General features: G+C 60.0%; 21 protein-coding genes. 10 read left to right on the top strand and 11 right to left on the bottom strand.

The genetic code is table 11. The annotated features are described in order from the left end of the window. Window positions 1-163 precede the first annotated feature (163 nt). Window positions 164-1,117: an alpha/beta hydrolase gene (locus EJA72_RS04600; protein ID WP_157710340.1), complete on the top strand. Its 954-nt coding sequence runs from the start codon at window positions 164-166 to the stop codon at window positions 1,115-1,117. Here EJA72_RS04600 and EJA72_RS04595 read toward each other — a convergent pair. The 3 genes from EJA72_RS04595 to EJA72_RS04585 form a co-directional block, all read right to left on the bottom strand. Beyond that, complete coding sequence (locus EJA72_RS04595) at window positions 1,089-2,903, bottom strand: ABC transporter ATP-binding protein (RefSeq protein WP_157710339.1); 1,815 nt, start codon at window positions 2,901-2,903, stop codon at window positions 1,089-1,091. The genes EJA72_RS04600 and EJA72_RS04595 overlap by 29 nt on opposite strands. 162 nt (window positions 2,904-3,065) lie before the next feature. Next, a complete protein-coding gene (locus EJA72_RS04590; RefSeq protein ID WP_157710338.1) occupies window positions 3,066-3,662 on the bottom strand; it encodes a DUF6338 family protein in 597 nt (198 codons plus the stop codon). A 179-nt stretch (window positions 3,663-3,841) separates the two neighbouring features. Beyond that, entirely contained in the window at window positions 3,842-4,849 is a 1,008-nt protein-coding gene (locus EJA72_RS04585; protein WP_157710337.1) for an AraC family transcriptional regulator, read from the bottom strand. A gap of 167 nt (window positions 4,850-5,016) precedes the next feature. Here EJA72_RS04585 and EJA72_RS04580 point away from each other — a divergent pair, with 167 nt between their 5' ends. The 5 genes from EJA72_RS04580 to EJA72_RS04560 all read left to right on the top strand — a co-directional run bounded on the left by EJA72_RS04580 (window position 5,017) and on the right by EJA72_RS04560 (window position 7,996). Continuing rightward, on the top strand, window positions 5,017-5,868 hold the full coding sequence (locus EJA72_RS04580) for a 3-hydroxybutyryl-CoA dehydrogenase (protein WP_157710336.1): 852 nt from the start codon (window positions 5,017-5,019) through the stop codon (window positions 5,866-5,868). Further along, window positions 5,855-6,514, top strand: coding sequence for a TetR/AcrR family transcriptional regulator (locus tag EJA72_RS04575; RefSeq protein ID WP_157710335.1), 660 nt, complete (start codon window positions 5,855-5,857; stop codon window positions 6,512-6,514). The genes EJA72_RS04580 and EJA72_RS04575 overlap by 14 nt, the downstream gene beginning before the upstream one ends. Before the next feature lie 93 nt (window positions 6,515-6,607). Continuing rightward, window positions 6,608-7,021 (top strand): VOC family protein, encoded by a 414-nt coding sequence (locus EJA72_RS04570; RefSeq protein ID WP_157710334.1) that lies wholly within the window; start codon window positions 6,608-6,610, stop codon window positions 7,019-7,021. 126 nt (window positions 7,022-7,147) lie between these two features. Beyond that, window positions 7,148-7,576, top strand: a complete 429-nt coding sequence (locus tag EJA72_RS04565) for a hypothetical protein (RefSeq protein ID WP_157710333.1) — start codon at window positions 7,148-7,150, stop codon at window positions 7,574-7,576. Window positions 7,577-7,630: 54 nt separating this feature from the next. Next, window positions 7,631-7,996, top strand: coding sequence for a hypothetical protein (locus tag EJA72_RS04560; protein WP_157710332.1), 366 nt, complete (start codon window positions 7,631-7,633; stop codon window positions 7,994-7,996). 26 nt (window positions 7,997-8,022) lie between these two features. On the opposite strand, the gene EJA72_RS04555 is transcribed toward EJA72_RS04560, so the two are convergent. From EJA72_RS04555 to EJA72_RS04520, 8 genes are all read right to left on the bottom strand, one after another. Then, a complete protein-coding gene (locus EJA72_RS04555; RefSeq protein ID WP_157710331.1) occupies window positions 8,023-8,241 on the bottom strand; it encodes a hypothetical protein in 219 nt (72 codons plus the stop codon). A gap of 116 nt (window positions 8,242-8,357) precedes the next feature. Beyond that, complete coding sequence (locus tag EJA72_RS04550) at window positions 8,358-9,305, bottom strand: serine hydrolase (protein WP_157710330.1); 948 nt, start codon at window positions 9,303-9,305, stop codon at window positions 8,358-8,360. Further along, complete coding sequence (locus EJA72_RS04545) at window positions 9,295-10,332, bottom strand: ABC transporter ATP-binding protein (RefSeq protein ID WP_157710329.1); 1,038 nt, start codon at window positions 10,330-10,332, stop codon at window positions 9,295-9,297. Before EJA72_RS04545 ends, EJA72_RS04550 begins: the two co-directional genes overlap by 11 nt. Further along, window positions 10,326-11,315 carry an ABC transporter ATP-binding protein gene (locus EJA72_RS04540; RefSeq protein ID WP_157710328.1) on the bottom strand — a complete coding sequence of 330 codons (990 nt, stop codon included), beginning with the start codon at window positions 11,313-11,315 and terminating at the stop codon, window positions 10,326-10,328. Before EJA72_RS04540 ends, EJA72_RS04545 begins: the two co-directional genes overlap by 7 nt. Beyond that, on the bottom strand, window positions 11,312-12,151 hold the full coding sequence (locus EJA72_RS04535) for an ABC transporter permease (protein WP_157710327.1): 840 nt from the start codon (window positions 12,149-12,151) through the stop codon (window positions 11,312-11,314). Before EJA72_RS04535 ends, EJA72_RS04540 begins: the two co-directional genes overlap by 4 nt. Next, window positions 12,148-13,089 carry an ABC transporter permease gene (locus EJA72_RS04530; protein ID WP_157710326.1) on the bottom strand — a complete coding sequence of 314 codons (942 nt, stop codon included), beginning with the start codon at window positions 13,087-13,089 and terminating at the stop codon, window positions 12,148-12,150. Before EJA72_RS04530 ends, EJA72_RS04535 begins: the two co-directional genes overlap by 4 nt. An 83-nt stretch (window positions 13,090-13,172) precedes the next feature. Then, a complete protein-coding gene (locus tag EJA72_RS04525) occupies window positions 13,173-14,708 on the bottom strand; it encodes an ABC transporter substrate-binding protein (RefSeq protein ID WP_157710325.1) in 1,536 nt (511 codons plus the stop codon). Window positions 14,709-14,792: 84 nt separating this feature from the next. Further along, window positions 14,793-16,052 carry a D-amino acid dehydrogenase gene (locus EJA72_RS04520; protein WP_157710324.1) on the bottom strand — a complete coding sequence of 420 codons (1,260 nt, stop codon included), beginning with the start codon at window positions 16,050-16,052 and terminating at the stop codon, window positions 14,793-14,795. Window positions 16,053-16,188: 136 nt separating this feature from the next. Between EJA72_RS04520 and EJA72_RS04515 the strand changes: the two genes are divergently transcribed. The 4 genes from EJA72_RS04515 (at window position 16,189) to EJA72_RS04500 (ending at window position 20,137) form a co-directional block, all read left to right on the top strand. Further along, complete coding sequence (locus tag EJA72_RS04515) at window positions 16,189-17,085, top strand: LysR family transcriptional regulator (protein ID WP_157710323.1); 897 nt, start codon at window positions 16,189-16,191, stop codon at window positions 17,083-17,085. Window positions 17,086-17,181: 96 nt separating this feature from the next. Beyond that, the gene (locus EJA72_RS04510; RefSeq protein WP_157710322.1) at window positions 17,182-17,538 is read left to right on the top strand and encodes a RidA family protein; all 357 of its coding nucleotides are present in this window, start codon (window positions 17,182-17,184) and stop codon (window positions 17,536-17,538) included. Between the two features lie 118 nt (window positions 17,539-17,656). Further along, the gene (locus EJA72_RS04505; RefSeq protein WP_157710321.1) at window positions 17,657-18,178 is read left to right on the top strand and encodes a DUF3016 domain-containing protein; all 522 of its coding nucleotides are present in this window, start codon (window positions 17,657-17,659) and stop codon (window positions 18,176-18,178) included. A gap of 165 nt (window positions 18,179-18,343) precedes the next feature. Then, entirely contained in the window at window positions 18,344-20,137 is a 1,794-nt protein-coding gene (locus EJA72_RS04500) for an alpha/beta fold hydrolase (protein WP_157710320.1), read from the top strand. Window positions 20,138-20,189: the final 52 nt, after the last annotated feature.

The raw sequence follows: 20,189 nt of genomic DNA, 5'->3' as shown, positions 1-20,189 counted from the left end.
GCTCGCGATGGTGTGTCAGCTACATCGTTGTCAATTGACACACCTTCGCGAGCAAGCTCGCTCCTACAGGGATTCGGGGGGGCACGACTGTCGAAATTATTCCCGGCCCCGACGCACTTCTGTTAAAACCCGAACTTCAGTTTTTCCGCCAATGGATCACCCAATGCCCGCTTCCCTCCTCACCCGCTTGCGCCGACGCTGGCTGTCGCTGCTGTGCATGGCCGCGCTGATCGTCGGCCTGCCCGTGAGTTGTGGGGTGCTCAAACAGAAAGAACGCGAGTTGCTGTTCCGCATCGAACCGGGCACAGCCGGCTGGTACCACGGTTTGCCGCAGGACGTTCAGGAATTCGACATCAAACCGGCGAGTTTCAAGGGCGGACAAAACCTGCACGCCTGGTGGTGGCCCGCCGCGCGCCGCGATGCGCCGTCAATTCTCTACTTGCACGGCGTGCGCTGGAACCTGACTGGCCAGGCGTTTCGTATTGAGCAGCTGCGGGCCATGGGTTATTCGGTGCTGGCCATCGACTATCGCGGTTTTGGTCAAAGCAAGGGTGATCTGCCGTCGGAGGCCAGTGTCTACGAAGACGCCCGCGTGGCCTGGGAACGCTTCACGAGCATGCAACCGGACGCCAGCAAACGCCTGATCTATGGCCACTCCCTGGGCGGCGCAGTGGCGATCGACCTCGCGGCAGACCTGGCCGCGCAAGCGAAAAAGGACCATGTTGCGGTGCCGGTGCGCGGCCTGGTAATCGAGTCTACCTTCACCTCGCTGGGCGATGCCGTGGCGCAAGTGGCCGACAGCAACTTGCCGGTGAAATGGTTGCCCGTGCGCTGGTTGCTGTCGCAGAAATTCGATTCCATCGACAAGATCGCCGACATCGGCATGCCATTGCTGGTAGTCCATGGCTTGGCCGATCCGTTCATGCCTTCGCGTTTCAGCCAGCAATTGTTCAATGCTGCCAGCGAACCCAAGCGCCTGTTGCTGGTGCCCGGCGGCACCCACAACAACAGCATGAGCCTGGGTGGCACGCAGTATCGCCAGGCAATCGACGGTTTGATGAAGACCAAACCGGCCCAGATCGCCGGGCCTAGCGGTAACCCCGGGCTTGCAGGTTGAACAACTGGGCATAACGCCCGCCCGCAGCCACCAGGCTGTCATGGTCACCGCGCTCCAGAATCGTCCCCTGATCCAGCACGATGATGTGATCCGCATTGCGCACGCTGGAGAACCGGTGGGAAATCAATAACGTCATCCGGCCTTCCGTGTGTTCGCTGAAATGCTCGAACACTGCCGCTTCCGCCGCCGGGTCGAGCGCCGAAGTGGGCTCATCGAGAATCAGGATGTCGGCGTTGCGACGCATGTAGGCGCGGGACAAGGCGATCTTCTGCCACTGGCCACCCGACAGTTCCTGGCCACCGGCAAACCAGCGACCCAACTGCGTGGCATAGCCGTTCTCCAGGCGTTCTATGAAGGGCGCGGCCATGCCCTCGGCGGCCGCTTCCTGCCAGCGCTGTTGATCATTGAACGCCAGGGTGTCCCCCACCCCAATGTTTTCACCGACCGAGAACTGGTAGCGAATATAGTCCTGGAAAATCACGCCGATGCGCTGCCGCAACGCTTCCTCCTGCCACGCCTGCAAATCGCTGCCGTCCAGCAGGATTCGCCCCTGATCCGGGCGATACAGTCGAGTCAGCAATTTGATGAGTGTGGTCTTGCCCGAACCGTTCTCCCCCACCAACGCCACACTGTGCCCCGGCACCAGGTGCAGATCGATGCCCGACAACGCGGCACGGTTCGCGCCCGGATAACTGAAACCGACGTTCTCGAATCGCAAGCCATCACCGGGCACTGCGCCGACGGTCAGGTGCCCGCTGTCGGCAACCACCGGTTCGGCCAGGTATTCATAGAGATTGGACAGATAAAGGCCATCTTCGTATAGCCCGCTGATGGCGCTCAAACTGCTGCTGATCGCGGTTTGTCCCTGCTTGAACAACACCAGGTACATGGTCATCTGCCCGAGGCTGATGTGGCCGTGGACGGAATCGACCACCACCCAGGCATAAGCCAGATAAAACGCAGCAGTGCCGAGCAGGCCAAGGAAAAATCCCCAGCCGTCGCGACGCAAGGTGAGGCGGCGGTCTTCGGCATAGAGACGAGCGAACGTTTCGCGATAGCGGTTTAACAGTAGCGGGGCGAAGCCGAACAACTTGACCTCTTTGATGTACCCCTCATGGGACAGCAGCGTTTCGATGTAACTCTGCTGCCGGCTCTCGGGCGCACGGCGAGTGAACAGCCTGAAGGCGTCCCCGGAGAAATGCGCTTCGGCGAAAAACACCGGCAACGCTCCGACCACCAGCAGCACCAGCGCCCAAGGCGAAAAATGCACCAGCAACACGCCGAAGCTGATCAGCACGATGAGGTTCTGGATCAGCCCCAGGGACTTCATCACCAGTGCCAACGGCCGGGTCGATGCCTCGCGCCGTACCCGTACCAGCTTGTCGTAAAACTCGGAGTTCTCGAATTGCACCAGGGACAACGTCTGGGCTTTCTCCAGAATCATCGTGTTGACCTTCTGCCCCAACTGCACCCGCAACAGCGACTGCTGGACCGACAGCGCACGCTGGGTCCCGGACAGTAAAGCGAGCACACCCGCCTCGAACAACACATAGCGTACAACCGGCCACAGCGGCGCACTGCCCTGCTGGGCGTGCAATTGCATGGCGAACACCACCGCATCGACAATCCGCTGGCCCAACCAGGCGGCCAACGCCGGGAGGACCCCGGCGATCAGCGTCGCCAGCACCAGGCCGAGGAACAGCCCGCGGGATGTACCCCACACCAACAGCAAGGCACGCCTCGCCTGATCGAGCAGCGAAGAGAAGCGGGTTAGGACAGCGGGCATGGTTATCTGTCGCGCCGACGTGGTCTTTCAGACTCTTTTCTTGATGGCGGAGGGCCGATTGGAATCACCAGCCCGGGGGGCGGAGGACCACCATTAATCCAGTCCTCCATTAACCGTCTGAGTTCAGGCGGCATTTGCTGCGGGGCTTTGCTTGTCATTTAATCACCCTATTGTTTTTGTGAACTCGACCCACTGTACTTTTGAAACATCGATGACAATGATTTCGATCCCTGTGTGAAGTGCCTTGTCTGCATTATCAATCCAACTGGGGTACTCAAGAACGAATTGCCCACTGGCAGGCTCGGACGGCCACTCTGTCGGCCAACCAAACAAGCGCTTTCCATCAACCAGGTGCAATACGACATAACTTGGGCGAGATAAAAAAGCACTGTACCACTCGCATGGATATGAAGATTGCGTGGTGATTTTCAGCTTGCGCAGTAAAGAGTGAAGCTTGTCACTGCTCGCAACGTGACAGGAAAGAAATCCCAACAGCACCGCAATGACCGCTGACCAAAAAGCCTCCGAATTCTTGTCCCACACACCGACTGAAAAAAAGCGCCCACCTGTCAAAAGTAGCAACGTCTCCAACCCGACGACCAGCGAATGAATCACAAACGTAAAAATAAGCGCCTGAACGATCTGCCCAAAGGTGTCCGGCCGCTTGAAGGCGGTGAGGGAATAAAAAATCCAGGCGGCTAAAAACCCGGGAATCAAATATTGAAGCAGCGGAATCACTTCCTTAACTAACTCATCCATGCAGTTTTCAATCCATTGAAAGCTCCAACTCGGGCCGAATTAATACCCCACGCTGACGCCCCATGTCACCCGCTGATGAACTGCTATCGTCACAGGAAATTTCAAAGTTAAACGCATGGAATCGTCATGCAAATATCAGCGAAAAGTCCGACAGACACTCCGTCCCGATCCCACGCTTTTCACGCCTGAAACCGCGCCCGATACTTCCCGGGACTCTCCCCCGTCCACTTCTTGAACGCGCGATGGAATGCACTCGGCTCCTGAAACCCCAGTTGTTCGGCAATTTCGCTGATGCTCGCCTTGCTCTGGCGCAGTTGTTCAAACGCAACGCCTCGCCGCACTTCGTCCTTGATCTCCTGGTAGGAACAGCCTTCACGCTCCAGCTTGCGGCGGAACGTGCTCGGGCTCAGGTGTTGTTCCAGGGCGAAGGCCTGCAAGGTTGGCCATTCGCTGTAGTGGCTGCGACGCAGGCGCTGGTGGACTTGCGAGGCCAGGCCATGTTGATTGCGGAAGCGAATCACCAGCCATTGCGGGGCGGTGCGCAAAAACACTTTCAGCGATGCCAGGTCCTGAACCACCGGCAGTCGCAGGTAATGGCTGGCGAATTCGATTTCCGTGCGCTCGGCGCCAAAGGTCAGGTTTTGGCCCCAGAGCAAGCGGTCATCGCTGAGGGATACGCGCTCGTGGCGAAAGTCGGCACGGTCGATGGGAATTCGCCGCCCGCCCAGCCAGCACAGCAGGCTGATCATCAGCACCAGAAACGTCTCTTCGCCGAAACGGCTGGCGTCGCTGTCTTTCGCATTCGTCTCGAGGCTGATCACCGCACGCTTGCCGCGCACGGTCAGCGTGCCGCGAAAATCGCGCAGGAACAGGCCAAAGTTGGCCAGGCACTGGCGCATGGCTTTGTGCAGGTCCGGCTCCTGAATCAACGCCCGACAGATCAAGGCAAAACTGCCCGGCGGCATGCCGTGGGAGTCGAGCCCGAAGAATTCGTCGTTCAGCTCACGTATCTGAATCAGCCACAACGCGGCGAATGCACTGGCCGGTACCCGCGCCGTGGGCTCGGCCATCAACGCCGGGTCAATGCCTGCCTGCTCCAGCGCGGCCTGCAGACGATGAGGATCATCTCCCTGCCCATGGATCATCGCCTGTACGAAGTAGGCGGCCACCGAATCCTTTTCCCGCATGTGAACGTTGCTCTCCTCATGGCCCGAACTGGCAAAAAACGCCAGAGCCGTTGAACAGTTTCGGCATAGGATAACCGCCCTGCCGGCTCTAGACTCGCGGCCAATAGTACGCCTTCGACCGTTGCGGCGGCCAAGGTATCGCAGGGTTTGAGTGGAAGGACGCAAAGATGAATCTGCAACGTATTGGCGTGATCGGCGCCGGCACCATGGGCAATGGCATCGCGCAAGTCTGTGCCCAGGCCGGTTTCGACGTGACCCTGCTCGATATCTCCGAGAGCGCCCTGCAAAAGGCGGTCGCCACCATCGGTAAAAACCTCGACCGGCTGGTCTCCAAGGAAACGCTGACGCCAGAGCAAAAGCTCACGACCCTCGACAAGATTCGCACCAGCACTGATTACAGCAGCCTGCAGAATGTGCAGCTGGTGATCGAAGCCGCTACCGAAAACCTCGACCTGAAATTGCGCGTGTTGCAACAGATCGCTGCGCAAGTCAGCACCGACTGCGTGATCGCCTCCAACACCTCGTCGTTGTCGATCACCCAACTCGCCGCCAGCGTCAGCCAGCCTGAGCGTTTCATCGGCCTGCACTTCTTCAACCCGGTGCCGGTGATGGGGCTGATCGAAGTGATCCTCGGCCTGCAAACCAGTGACGCCACCCACGCCCTGGCGCTGGACATGGCCACCACACTTGGCAAAACCGCCATAACCGCCGGCAACCGCCCGGGTTTTGTGGTCAACCGGATTCTGGTGCCGATGATCAACGAAGCGATCCTGGTGTTTCAGGAAGGCCTGGCCAGCGCCGAAGATATCGACGCCGGCATGCGCCTGGGCTGCAATCAGCCGATCGGCCCGTTGGCCCTGGCGGATTTGATTGGCCTGGATACCTTGCTGTCGATCATGGAAGCCTTCCATGACGGCTTCAACGACAGCAAATACCGCCCCGCGCCACTGCTCAAGGAAATGGTCGCCGCTGGCTACCTGGGACGCAAAACGGGGCGCGGCTTCCATGCCTATGCCTGAGCGTTGCTCGCGTTTTGCCGAATACCGGGACAAAGTGCTGGAGCTCTTTGCCAGCAAGGGTTTCGGTCAGGTCGGCATGCGCGAGCTCGCGACGTGCCTGGGGCTTTCCCCGGGCTCGCTGTATCACCATTACCCCAGCAAGCAGCACTTGCTGCTCGACCTGATCGAGGAGTTCTACGAAGAGTTGCTGGCCACCCTCGGACGCATCGAGCAAAAGGCTCCGGCCAAACGCGACAGGCTCAACAGCTTGATTCGCGCGCATTTGACCCTGCATCAGGACATGCCCTGGCATTTTCGTCTGGTGGAACGCGACAGCGGCTGCCTGAACGAAGAGCAACAGGAACGGGTCCGGCAGTTGCGTGAGCAATACGAGCGCAAGGTGCTTCAGATGCTGGACGTACGCTCCCGGGTCAGCGAGCAGCGCCTGTTGGCCACCGGCCACGCCATTGCTTCGCTGCTCAACAGCGCACCCGGCTGGCTGGCGCACCATTCGCTGGATGAACAAGAGCACGATGAGCTGCTGGAAAGTCTGGTGAGCGGCGCCGTCGAGCGCTTGCTGGCGCCACGCCGTGCGCCGGAAGCAATAAGCCTCGCCCACCCAATAGACAAAACATCTAAAAAAATCCAGGCGTCTGCCGCGATTTAGCGCTTTTATTCCCGGGTCACTCTTCATCGGAATTCACTGACGAACCAGACGTCAAACCGATGTGTACCCCTCCAATGACCGGGAGCGCAAAACATGAAAATCAATCCCTATCTCATCTTTAACGGCGACTGCAAAGCCGCTTTCACGTTCTACGCCCAAGCGCTGCAAGGGAACATCGAAGCCATGATGACCTTCGGCGAAAGCCCCGCCCGCGAGCAGCTTCCGGCGGATCTGCACAACCTGATCATCCACACCCGCTTGCTGGTGGGCGACCAGGCGATCATGGGCTCGGACACCACACCGGATCGCCCCACCGATGACATGGCCGGTTTCTCGATCTCGCTGAATGTCGACAGCATCGCCGAGGCCGAGCGAGTCTTCACCGCCTTGGCCGAAGATGGCACCGTGCAAATGCCGCTGGACAAGACCTTCTGGGCGGCGCGTTTCGGGATGCTGACGGACCGGTTTGGGGTGGCGTGGATGGTCAATTGTGAAAAGGATCAGTAAGCACTGTTCTTCCCAGACATGAAAAAGCCCAACCGGTGAAGGCTGGGCTTTCTGGAAACTCCGCGACCGTCTGCTAACGTCAACAAGCCACCGCGCCAAGTCGTGGATTGTCCGGAGGAGCCCACCATGCCTGCCCATGAAGTGTTCTGGTCCACCCGTTTCAAACTGTCAATGCTGGCAGGCGGGCTCACTGCCGCCCTGCTTGCGCTCAGTGGTTGCGCCACCGTCGACGCCCATACCACCGCCTACGTGGGCGTCGAGCATCCGGCGCCAACCCAGGCCAGCCAAGTGGTCGTGATGCGCACCGAACCCCTGCGCCCGCATGTTCGCCTGGGTGAAGTGGTGATCGACGCCAGCACCGACCCTGCCCCACCGATTACCGATGTTGAACAGAAACTACGCGAAGAGTCTGCCAAGCTGGGCGGCGATGCGGTGGTGGTCGTCTACGACCATATTCAGCCTGTCGGGCGTTACGTCACCGGGCCGCTGTGGAGTCGCGGCATCGAAACCATACAGGGCCAGAAGCTCAAGGGGATTGTGATCAAGTATCGATGATGGGGACGGGACGAAGTGATTATGAATACATGCCCTTCACTGTGAGGATCAGACATGCATCCATCGTTTCTGCAGCGTATCGATGAACTCGCCGTCCTGCTCGGCCCCCCCAATGCAGCGCGCGTCGATTTCTTCCGGCGCGCCAACCGACTGAAATCGCGCCGCGGCGTTCGCTTCCAGGTGGTGACCAAAAAGCTGGGCATCTTCCAGGTCGTCGAGCAATACACCGGCAAGACGTGGGCTTCCTGCTCCACTTATCGCGAGGCCGTGGAGTTCGCCCTCCAGCTCGAGGAAAAGTCCAACCGCCGGAAGGGAGGCGTGTGGTGTTCTGCGAGTCCGAAAATCGATGGGCATGCGACTGAGGAAGTGGTCTGGTCTGAAACAGACCAGGACCTGAATATCAGGGAAATCAGCGGATAGTCACGTCGACCGCAGCCGTCCACTGCTCAAGCGACTTTCAGGCGCTCGACTTTTACCCGCCCATCGGCCATGTGATGAAGATACTCACGCCATTTTCTGAAGGCCTGGTATTGCCTGCTGGACGCTTCTCGCCACTGAACGCTGCCGATAAGCTCGACCGGGATGGACATCATCAGCGAGGTCGCGAGATCAAGTTCATCATTGAGCTCGCGACCATTCGGCATATCGAGAGTTAGAGATCGCATAGAAACCTGTTTTTTTTGGGCTACTACATCGACTGGCTAACTGCTTGATCGTGCGCGAGTTCCGACGAACGGCTGCATTTAATTGCCGCGCCTTGCCTTCTCGTTTGCAGGTTTGATCACATCTTCGCCACCGCGTCGTAGGTTAAACGGGCAAACGCAGGGAGTAACTCCGTACCTTCCGACATCGCTTGCCCTTGGGTGAACACCGCCAGGGTGAATGCCTGGTAGTGCCCCTCATGGTTTGACGGCAACTCGATATAACCCAGGTCGTGCCGGCGGTAACTGGCCAGCGGGTCTCCGGTCCAGCCGGTCCAGCCGGCTTTCGAGTAGAGCGTGGCCTCGGCGGGCAGACCGGCACCAAAGTAACCCGTTATTTGTGATGCTGGTTGCGCGGCGAAGTCGGCGGTCAACGGTCGATGAAAGCGCGCGGCCATGCTGTGGCAACGCTCAGGCGCCGCGACGGTGCCGTTGAACAGCTCGAACATCAGCCGCGCCGCCGCGTTGGAGCACAGTCGGTTGTGGTTATTGCCACCATGGGTGACAAAGGCCTTTTCCCGACCATAACGCTCATCGTCCATCAGCTTCTGGCACAAGTTGATATCCGTCAGCTCTGGCCACTGATGGGATTGGAAATAGCGGTTCACCGCTTGCCGACGATTGGCCCAGTTCAGGAATTCCTCGGCCGACAGCAAGGTGTCGCCAGTCGTCGCGGTGATCAGGTCAATCACGTAATTGGTGGCGGTGTTACTCGACCAGATGATCATGTCGCGCATCGCTCGCTCCAGATCTTCATGGGGTTGAACCTGGCCACTTGCCAGGCACGCATCCATGGCCACCAGATAAAACGCCTTCACCACGCTGCAGGGATAGAACAACTGCTGCCCGTGATAGGCAAAGCCTTCCGGACGATGAGGCTTGCCCTCCTGGGCAAGCCGCTGCGGATGCAACAGCAAGGTGACGCCCAGGCCGTCTTCACTCAGCCCGGCCGAGCGATAGTCCTCCAGGACTTTCTGAACGAGTTGCTCTCCCAGCGCCTGACTGCGGGTGGTGGTGTCAAAGAACATGGTGAGACGTCTCCAGATCAGGGCTGCTGAGGGTCGGTTCGTACGGGTGCACGCAACGCACGGCGTGTTCCGACGAGGATTGAACAAGCGCGGGAATCGCCTCTTGGCAGGCGCGAGACACGCGTGGGCAACGGCTGGAAAAGGCGCAGCCCGGTGGCGGGTTGTGCGGGTCGGGTAACTCGCCCTCCAGGCTTGGCGCGAGGTTGCGCTGTTCCGGATCAGGCAGCGGAATCGCCGACAACAATGCGCGGCTGTAGGGATGCAGCGGGGAATCGAACAAGGTATCGGCTGGCGCCACCTCCATCATCTGTCCCAGGTACATCACCCCGATGCGTTGGCTGATATGACGAACCACGTTGAGGTCATGGGCGATAAACAAAAATGCGACGCCCATGTTTTCCCGGATTTCTTCAAACAGGTTGATGATCTGTGCCTGGACAGAAGCGTCCAGCGCCGACACCGGTTCATCAGCGACAATGAGCTCCGGCCCCACCGCCAGGGCGCGGGCAATGGAAATGCGCTGGCGCTGACCGCCACTGAAGGCATGCGGCAGGCGATCCTTCAACCTTGGCGGCAAGCCCACCGTCAGCAACAGTTCATCAATACGCTCATCGCGCTCCGCCTTGTTCGCCCCGATGCCATGCACCTTCAACGTCTCGCCCAGGGTCTGGGCCAGAGTCATGCGCGGGTTCAACGACGAGTACGGGTCCTGGAAAATCATCTGAATCTTGCGACTGATCGCAAAGGCATTGCCCAATTCGCTGATCGGCCGGCCGCGCCATAAAATGTCCCCCGCGCTCGGTGGATGCAGGCCGACCAGACAGCGACCGAGGGTGCTTTTACCGCAACCGGACTCGCCTACAACGCCCAGGGTTTCCCCGGCAGCAATGCTGAACGACACATCGCGCACCGCGTGCAAGCTGCGCGCGGGTGCGCCGGACAACACGTCGATCAGGCCCCGGGGTTTGTCAAAACGCTTGTGCAGATGCCGGACTTCCAGCAACGGCGCTTCAATGGGTTTCACCATGCCAATTCCTCCTGGCGGATGCAGGCGCTTTGATGATCGGCACCAAACTCGCGCAGCGAAGGCTCCTGTTGCGCACATTGCTCCGTGGCAAAATCACAGCGCGGGCGAAAGCGGCAGCCTTGTTGCGGCTCAGCCAGGTTCGGCGGCGAGCCGGCAATCGGTTTGAGTTTGCTGCGCTGTCCGGCATGACTTGGCAATGCCGCCAGCAAGGCTCGGGTGTAAGGGTGCATCGGGCGCTTGAACAGGGCGCGCGTACTGCCGATCTCGACGATCTTGCCGGCATACATCACCGCCACCCGATCACAGGTTTGTGCCACGACACCGAGGTCGTGGGTGACCAGCAACACGCCCATCCCAGTCTCGTCACGCAGGCGCAACAGCAGCTTGAGGATCTGGTCCTGAATGGTCACGTCCAGCGCCGTGGTGGGCTCGTCGGCAATCAGCAAGCGGGGTCGACAGGCGAGCGCGATGGCGATCAAGACACGCTGGCGCATGCCGCCGCTGAATTCATGGGGCCAGGCTTGCAGGCGCTCTTCCGGCGAGGTCACGCCGACCAGGCGCAATAAGTCGATGCACGCCTGGCGCAGTTCCGCGCGACTCAGCGTGCGGTGTCGACGCAGGCCTTCAGCGATCTGGTCTCCAATGCGCATGGTCGGATTGAGGGCCGTCATGGGGTCCTGGAAAATCATCGCCAGCTTCTCGCCGCGCACGGCCATCATCTCGCGATTGCTCAGGCTGGCCAGGTCCTGCCCTTCGAGCAGAATCTGCCCGCCGGCAATCTCCACCGCCGCACCGCCAAACAGGCGGATCACCGAACGGCAGGTGGTGCTTTTACCGCAGCCCGACTCGCCCACCAGACCAAAAATCTCGCCTGGCTGAATCTCGAAGCTGACCTGATCGACCGCCGTCACCCGCTGCTGGAATCCCGGAAAGCAGGTGCGCAATTCTTTAACTTGCAATAGAGGCACAGTGGATTGATTCATGCTTTTGGCCTCAAAAAGTTGTCCAGCCCATCACCGAGCAACGCGAAGCTGATGCCCACGTAAACAATGGCCAGCCCCGGAAACAAGGAGATCCACCAGCCATCGAGAATGAAATTGCGCCCCTCGGAGATCATCACGCCCCACTCGGGGGTGGGGGGTTGAATGCCCAGGCCGAGAAAGCCCAGCGAGGTGACGGCGAGAATGGTCAGCACCACATCCGCCATCATGAATACGATGGCGGGCGTGATCACATTCGGCAGCACGTGCCGCAAGACGATGCGCAGGTGGCTGTAGCCCAGCACCTGAGCCGCCTGCACATATTCCGCGCGCTTCACCAGCAGCACTTCGCCACGCACGATGCGCGCAAAGGAAATCCACACCACCACCGTGAAGGCGATGTACATGTTGCCCACGCTTGGCCCCAGCGAGCCAACGATCGCGATGACCAATACGTAAAACGGGAACGCCCAAAGGATATCGACCAGACGCATCAGCACCGTGTCGACCCAGCCGCCCAGGTAGCCAGACACCAGGCCCACGGTAGTGCCAATCAGGAACGGCAGAATCACGCAGATGCTGGCGATCTGCAGATCGATGCCGATGGCATGCACCACCCGCGAGAACACATCGCGGCCCAGGTCATCGGTGCCAAACCAGTGCTCCGCACCGGGTGGCAGCAGCGCGATGGAGAAGTCCACCTCCAGCGGATCGCTATGCAACAACAACGGCCCGAGAAAGCCGGTCAGCAGTAACAGCATCAGCAGGGCCAGGCCCGTTTGCAGGGAATAGTTGCGCTGCAAACGCTGCCAGGTTTCAGAACTGAGGAATTGGCTCATGACAGTTTCACCCGTGGGTCGGCGATGACGTACGCCAGGTCCGTCAACAAATTGATCAGGACCACCAATACCGCGAAGGTGACGGTCAGCCCCTGGACCATCGGGTAGTCCCGCGCGCTGATGGAAGACACCAGCAAATTGCCCAGCCCCGGAATGGCGAACACCGATTCGATAACGACCGTGCCCCCGATCACCCAACTGGTGTGCACGCCGAGCACCGAGATGGTCGACAGCAACGAATTACGGAAAACGTGGCGCAGCAGCAGCGCGCTCTGACCGATCCCCTTGGCCCGCGCAGTGTCGATGAATTCGGCGGACAGCACGCCGATGATCGAGCTGCGCATCGAGCGGATGGTCAGCGCGGCGGTGCCGAGAGCGACCACGAACGACGGCAGGAACAGATGATGCAAACGGTCGAGAAAACCGTCGCCATAACCCGACACCGGAAAAATCGGCCAGTAGATGCTGAACGCCAGCACCAGCAGCACGCCGATCCAGAACGCCGGCATTGACATCGCCATCACGAACAGCACCTTGATCAAGTGATCGAAGAAACCGTTGCGGCGCAGCGCGCTGAGAAATGCCAGCGGTACGGTCATCAGCATCGCCAGCACGGTGCTGTAACCCACCAGCGCCAGGGTGGCCCACAGCCGCTCCCAGATCAGGGGGCCGACCGCCGTTTTGTAGGCGATTGAGTTGCCGAAACTGCCTTGCAGGCAATCCCACAGAAAATTCAGATACTGCAACCAGATCGGCCGGTCGAGCCCCAGCTGGGTCGTCAACCGGGCAATCTCGTCGGCGCTGCCACGGTTGCCCAGAATCAGCGTCGCCGGGTCCCCCGGCATCACTCGCAACAATAGAAACGCGATCAACGTGATGCCCAGCAATACCGGGATCAGTTGCAATAATCGCGAAAGGCAAAAACGTAATATCTGCACCTGCGACCTCACCTCATTCAGCTATGGCCAATGTGGCCAGAAGCGCCACATACGCCAGGTCATGGCGTGTGTGGCTGACTCGATTACTTGACGCTGACGTCTTCCAGGCGATAGTTCGACGTCGGCAAGACCTCGAAGCCTTCAACGTTCTTTCTGGCGGCGTAAGGCGCTTTCTGGTGGTAGAGGAAAATGAACGGCGCGCCCTCATGGACCCGGGCTTCGATTTCCTTGAATTGCTTGCCGCGTTCTTCGCCGTCGGGCGTGCTGCGTTCCAGCTCATACAGTTCGTTGACCCGGGCATCCTTCCAGCGTGTGTGCATGGCGTCAGCCCGCTCAGGATTGACCGAGGTGAACCCCACCAGTTGGTCTGGGTCGATGGTGTCACTGGTGGTGAAGCTCAATGCCATCTCGTAGTTACCGGATTTGGTGGTGCTGAATTGCGAGCTGCTTTCGATCAGCTGCAACTCCACCTCGATCCCGATTTTCTTCAACGAGTTTTGAATCACACTCGCCACCTGACGGTGTGTGGCATCACCGGAAGCCACGAGCATTTTCGTTTTGAAACCGCCTGCCAGACCGGCTTCGGCCAACAGTGCCTTGGCTTTTTCCGGATCGTAGGGGTAGGCGCTGATGTCCGTGTTGTTGTAGGCCATGACCGGCAGTGGTGAAGTCGCGACGCTGCCATTGCCGCGCAACACGCCTTTGATCAGGCCGGTCTTGTCGATGGCATAGTTCAGCGCCTGGCGCACACGCACGTCGTCGAAGGGTTTGACCTGGGTGTTGAGCTGGATGAGTTCGGTACGCAGGGCTTCGGCGAGACCGACGCTCAGGTTGGGATCACGCTTGAGCTGTTCGATCTGGTTGAACGGTACGCCAACGATCGCATCCAGCTCACCCGCCTGCAAACGCAGCGCGCGGGCGTTGTCATCCGCCACGATGTTGATCACCGCGCTGTCCACTTTCGGTTTCTGCGGATTCCAATAGCCCGGGTTCTTGTTCAGCGCCATCTTCTCGCCCCGGCGCCATTCGCTGATCACAAACGGACCGCTGCCCACCGGTTTATCAAAGAACGCATCACCCTGTGCTTCTACTGCTTTACGGGGAAGAATCGACGCGCTCCACATCGCCAGGTTGCTCAGCATCGGGGTGAAAGGCTTGTCCAGGGAGAGCTTGATCGTGTGTTCATCGATGATGGTGAAGCCCGTGATGGGCCGGAAGAATCGTCCCCAGTCCGAGGTTTCGCTGGCCGCGCGCTTGAGGGAAAACACCACGTCGTCAGCCGTGACCGGTTCGCCGTTGGAGAACTTCGCCTCGGGACGCAGGTGGAAGGTGTAGTCCTTGCCATCGGCGGATATTTCCCACTTCTGCGCGAGACCGGCCTCCAGGTTTTTGCCATCGGTACCCGTGCGGACCAGCTGATCGAAGATCAGAAGTTCGGTCCATACCGCCGGGTTGTCATTGGTATGAATGGGGTCAAGCGTCAGCGCATCGGCTGCGATCCCCAATCGCAATGTGGACGCCAGCGCGCTGGCATCCGGAAGCAAAAGTGCGCTTGCACTGGCCAGCAGCAACCCGCACGCCAATCGTGTTTTCCCACCGAACAATTCAATCTTCCTCATCACTTCCCTCTCTGTTTTTATGACTAATCAGGATCGTTTTGCGCTGCACGTTACGGGCCACTCAAGGCCTTCGATATCAGAAGATCAACACACTTGGCCAGCCCTGAACGGTGCCAGATTGATCGCGGGCTGCTCGCCACAGACGAGCGCCGCCAAGGCACTGGCGCTGCCGCACGCCAGGGTAAAACCCAGAGCACCGTGACCGACATTCAGCCAGAGATTGTGCAAGCGGGTGACGTCGATAATGGGCTTGCTCAGCGCAGTGGCCGGACGCAATCCGGCCCAGGGCAACGCACCCGACAGGTCCAGCCCGGGAAAGGTTTCGCGGACCTGTTTTTTCAACAGGTCGATACGCACAGGATCGATTCGGTCATTGCCGGTGCCCATGTCGACCATCGCCGCCACGCGCAGGGATTTTCCCAGGGGGGCATAGACGACCTTGCGCGCACTGTCGGTGACGCTGATGCCGGGGAGCGTGCGTGCGTTGTCTTCAGTCAGCGGCACATCGAGGCTGTAACCCTTCAACGGGTACAGCGGCAGGTGCATTCCGAGGTCCTTCAACAAGGGCCTGCTCGCGACACCGGAGCAGACCACCACGCCATCGACCTGCAACTCACCTTGCGCGGTCACCACGGCGGCGATGCGCTGGCGTTCACGGCGCAAACCCAACACCTCGGTGCCGAACAGGGTTTCAACCTGCCCTGTCGCCAGCAACCGGTCGAGCAACGCCTGGGTAAACAGTCGGCAATCCCCCACCTCCTCACTCGGCGTGTGAATCGCCCCCGCAAGCGCTGGCGCAATATGCGCCAGAGCGGGTTCCAGGGCGACGCACTGCTCGGTGCTCAGACCGTGCTGCTGCGAACCCAGTGCAGCCTGGAACCTGACTTGTTGCATGCCCTGCGCCAGGGAGTTTTTATCCCTGTAAACGATCAGTTTCCCATTGCGTCGGTAGTTGAATTGCAGCGCCTCACGCGCCGTCAACTGATGTACCAGTTCACGGCTGTAATAGGAAAGTTCAAGCAATTCAGCGGTGGTTTGACGGCTGCGACCCGCGGTGCAAGCGCGCATGAAATTCAGGCACCAGCGCCACTGGTGAAGGTCCAGACGCGGGTGAAAACGCAAAGGAGAATCGGCATTCAGCAACCAGTCCGGAAGGTTGCCCAACACGCCCGGGCCTGCCAGTGGCGCCACGTAGCTGTAACTCAATTGGCCGCCATTTGCGTAACTGGCGCCTTGCGCCGCCGCCTCTAGGCGGTCGACCAACGTGACCTTGAGTCCTTGTCGGGCCAAATACCATGCGGTTGTCACCCCCACTACACCGGCCCCGATCACACATACATGCATTGCCACGCTTCCTCGATCGCCGGCCTGCTCACTACAAGCCCGTGGCGCCATTGTTGACAGCCGCATTTGGCACCGTCCAATATCAATAGCGACCGCATCCATAGCCTGGGGTTATGGGTTTAGACACGAGGGAAGCATGCGTCTACGCCACATTGAAGTGTTCCAGGCCATACGCCTGACCGGCTCGGTCAGTCGCGCTGCCGAGATTCTGCGCATCTCCCAACCCGCCGTCAGCAAGACCCTGCAGCACATGGAAATGCAGCTGGGTTTCAGCCTGTTCGAACGCGTCAAAGGTCGTCTGCAACTGACCCATGAAGCCGAGCTGTTGGGGCCGGAAGTCGAGAAAGTATTCCGTGAACTGGAAAACGTCCGGCGCCTGGCGCGCAACCTGCGCCAACACCCGGAAGGATTGCTGCGCCTGGGTTGCGTCCCCAGCCTGGGGCTTAGCCTGTTGCCTCAGGCCATCGCCATGAGCCGGGCCAGTCAACCGGGGGTAATGATCGACCTGCAGACCGGTCACACATCAGGTTTGATCGCCAGTCTGCTGGCACGGGAGATCGACATCGCGATCGTGTTCAACCCCTCGCATCATCCTGGAATCCGCAGTGTGCTCCTGGGCGAATCGGAACTGGTCTGCCTCAGTACCGACCCCGACACCTCGCCCCTGATGCTCGACAGCCTGACCACGCAAAGCCAGATTCGCCTGCCCCAGGATGACCCCCTCGGCGGCCTGTTGCCTTTTCTGGACAATGGTGAGGAACAGCCATCGGACAGCGCCATTAAGGTGCAAACCTATTACGTGGCTTGCGCGTTGGCACAAGCAGGGTGCGGTTACGCCATTGTCGATGCGCTCACCGCGCAAGCCATGCTCAAGCCAGGGTGCTTCATCCGGCCGGTACGTCCGAGAATTCCTTTCAAGCTGGCGGCGCTGGTGCATGAGTCCAATACGTTGTCGCAACTAGATCATGGGTTTATCGAGTTGCTGCAAACCCTGGGTTCTCAAACGCCCTTCGCCGAACCACCGCCGAACTGAATAACCTCAGGTTATAAATACCCCCGCATCCTCTATTAGTCATATCGCGGGCAATCGCCTAGTGTGGAGAGCCATCCCCCCACGCAGGACATTTTCATGCAGATCAAACGGCTGAACGTTAATTCCCGACTCAGCGGCGCTGTGGTTTTTGGCCCACAGGTCTTCGTCTCGGGACAAGTGCCAGACACCCGCGACGCTGACTGCGCCACTCAGACACGTGAGGTGCTGGCGAAAATCGATGCTCTTCTCACACAGGCAAACAGCGACAACAGCCGGTTGCTCAGCGCACAGATCTGGTTGAAAGATATTGGACGCGACTTTGCCGCGATGAATGGCGCTTGGAGCGAATGGCTTCCCGAGGGCTGCGCTCCGGCACGCGCGACTATTCAGGCGGACCTCGCCAGTGCTGACATTCTCGTGGAAATTATGGTCACGGCGGCGGTCAACGACTGACGTTTGTACTGCAGAAATCGAGGCGGCTCGACGGATCATGGCGGTGCCCTGACACGCGCCTCAGGCGTAAAATGGGCATCGTGCAGCACGCATTAGCGCTGCACCTGGAGGTGATGCCATGCGTCCGTTAACCGCTTGCACCTCGATCGCACTACTGGCGCTCTTGATCGTGCCACTGGCCAGCGCAGCGTCTTCGGTCGAAGTCGTCTACAAGAACCCTGAAAAATTCAGCGATGCCAGCCTGGACAGTCCGGGCTATGAGCGTGGTGCCGATCCTTATGTCATGAAAGAGCTGAGCAGCTACATCCAGAAGCTTGGCGAGCGGTACCTGCCACCCGGTGAGCAGCTGCAAATCGAAATACGCAACATCGACCTGGCCGGTCGCTATGAGCCCTGGAGGCCAAATGCCTACGAGGTGCGCTTCATGCGCGACATCACCTGGCCCAGCATCGATCTGCATTACGTGCTCAAACAGAATGGCCAGGTTGTCAGTCAGGCCGACGCCCGGGTCATGGATCAGCTTTATCTGCAACGGCCGGGGCGCGCCAGTAGAAGTGACAGGCTCTATTCCGAGAAAGCCATGCTGTCGGACTGGTTTCGCAGGCAATTTGCTGGGGAGAATCAGGTCAAGTTGAAGTGAGCCATGGTGTTGTGGGCCACCCGTCCAGTTCGTCGCTCCAGGATTCATTTGTCATGAAATGAAAATTCGCTGTCGTGCGATGCGAGGTGGTCACACCCGCTGCCCCCTTAGAGTCGGTGAAAAACACCGCAAAAGGGCGCAGCGCCCGGGAACACGAGAGCCGCCATGAGCAGACCCACCCGCACGACCGATTCCCCAACCGCCACCCGGCGCCCTCCTGCGCCCGGCCGAAAGCGCCGCACTCGCAAAGATGGCGATCTCTCAGACAACACCCAGCAACCAGGGCTGATCGATACGGCTGCCAACCAGACCCTGGCAGGCAATCCGCTCGTCAGTGTGCGCGCGGCGGATCTGGCCAGCGCGGCCGGTTACCTGCTCAAGGCCATGGGCAAGTCGCCGCTCAAGGTGGGCGCTCATGTGGGTGGCTACCTGAAGGAGCTGCGCGGTATCGTCGGCGGCAACTCCAGCATCGCACCGGACCCAAAGGACAAGCGCTTCGCCGATCCGGCCTGGCAATCCAACGCCTTCCTGCGCGCGCTGCTGCAAAGTTACCTGGCAGGACAAAGCGAGCTGACCCGTTTCATCGAAGGCACCGACCTCGCTCCGCTGGAAAAGAGCCGGGCCCGATTCGTGGCGACACTCTTGGCCGACGCCATGGCACCGAGCAACTCGCCACTGACCAATCCAGTGGCGTTGCGCAAGCTGGTGGACACTGGGGGCAAGAGCCTGGCCAGGGGCATGCGCCAATTCGGCGAGGATATGCTGAATAACCGCGGGCTCCCGAGACAGGTCGACAGCACACCGTTCAAGGTGGGGGAAAACATCGCCACGGCCAAGGGTGAAGTGGTGTTTCGCAACGAAATGTTCGAGCTGCTGCAATTCGCACCCACCACCGACAATGTCTATGCCCGACCGCTGGTGATGTCGCCGCCGCAAATCAACAAGTACTACGCCATTGACCTGTCGCCGGAGAAAAGCCTGATCAAGTGGATTCAGGACAGCGGAGTGGTCCTCTTCGTCATCAGCTGGCGCAATCCCACCCGAGAACATCGCGACTGGGGCCTGTCCGATTACGCACTGTGCCTCGACCAGGCTGTGGACGTGGCACGCAGGATAACCGGCAGCCCGGATGTGAACATGTGGGGCTCCTGCTCTGGCGGCATCACCCTGGCGGCCTATCTGGGCTGGCTCGCGGCCCGTGACGAAGGCCACAAGGTGGCCAACACCAGCTGGGCCGTGTGCGTGCTCGACATGCCCTCAGCGCTGGACGACACCACCCTCGGACTGTTCACGACCCCGTCTGCCCTGCGCGCGGCCAAGGCCAGCTCCCGGCGCAAAGGTGTACTGAGTGGCGAGGGCATGGCCCGCATGTTCGCCTGGATGCGGCCCAACGACCTGATCTGGAACTACTGGGTCAACAACTACCTGCTGGGCAATCAGCCGCCGGCCTTCGATATCCTGGCCTGGAACAACGACACCACACGGCTACCCGCCCAACTGCACGCGGACTACCTGGATTTGGTCCAGCAGAACCCCTACAGCCATCCGGGCACCCTGGAGATAGCCGGCGAATCGATCGACATGACCCAAGTGAAAGTGGGGGCCTACGTGATTGGCGGAACCACCGACCACATCACCCCGTGGCGAGGCTGCTACGGCACCGCGCGGCTGTTTGGCGAAGACACAACCTACGTACTGTCCAACGCCGGCCACCTGCAGAGCCTGGTCAACCCGCCGGGCAACCCCAAGTCGTTCTACTACGCGGCGCCTGCCGCCGCCGAGACACCGGAAACCTGGCTGCAGAACGCCGGCGAGCGCCAGCAGGGCAGCTGGTGGCCGCATTGGCGCGAATGGATCGGGCAACGCTCGGGCAACAGCCTGCCGGCGCCGAAAAAACTGGGCTCGCGCAAGTACCCGCCCCTTTTCCCGGCACCTGGAAGCTATGTGATGGAGCGTTGAGGTTGCCGTGTTTTCTTCGGGTTTAGCTCGTGGGATTCAGCGTTTTTGGCAG

It is taken from the genome of Pseudomonas sp. PB120 (assembly GCF_009761815.1).
Lineage (GTDB): Bacteria > Pseudomonadota > Gammaproteobacteria > Pseudomonadales > Pseudomonadaceae > Aquipseudomonas.
Note: the sequence above shows the minus strand (reverse complement) of the source record. Positions and strands in the feature narration are given on the sequence as shown.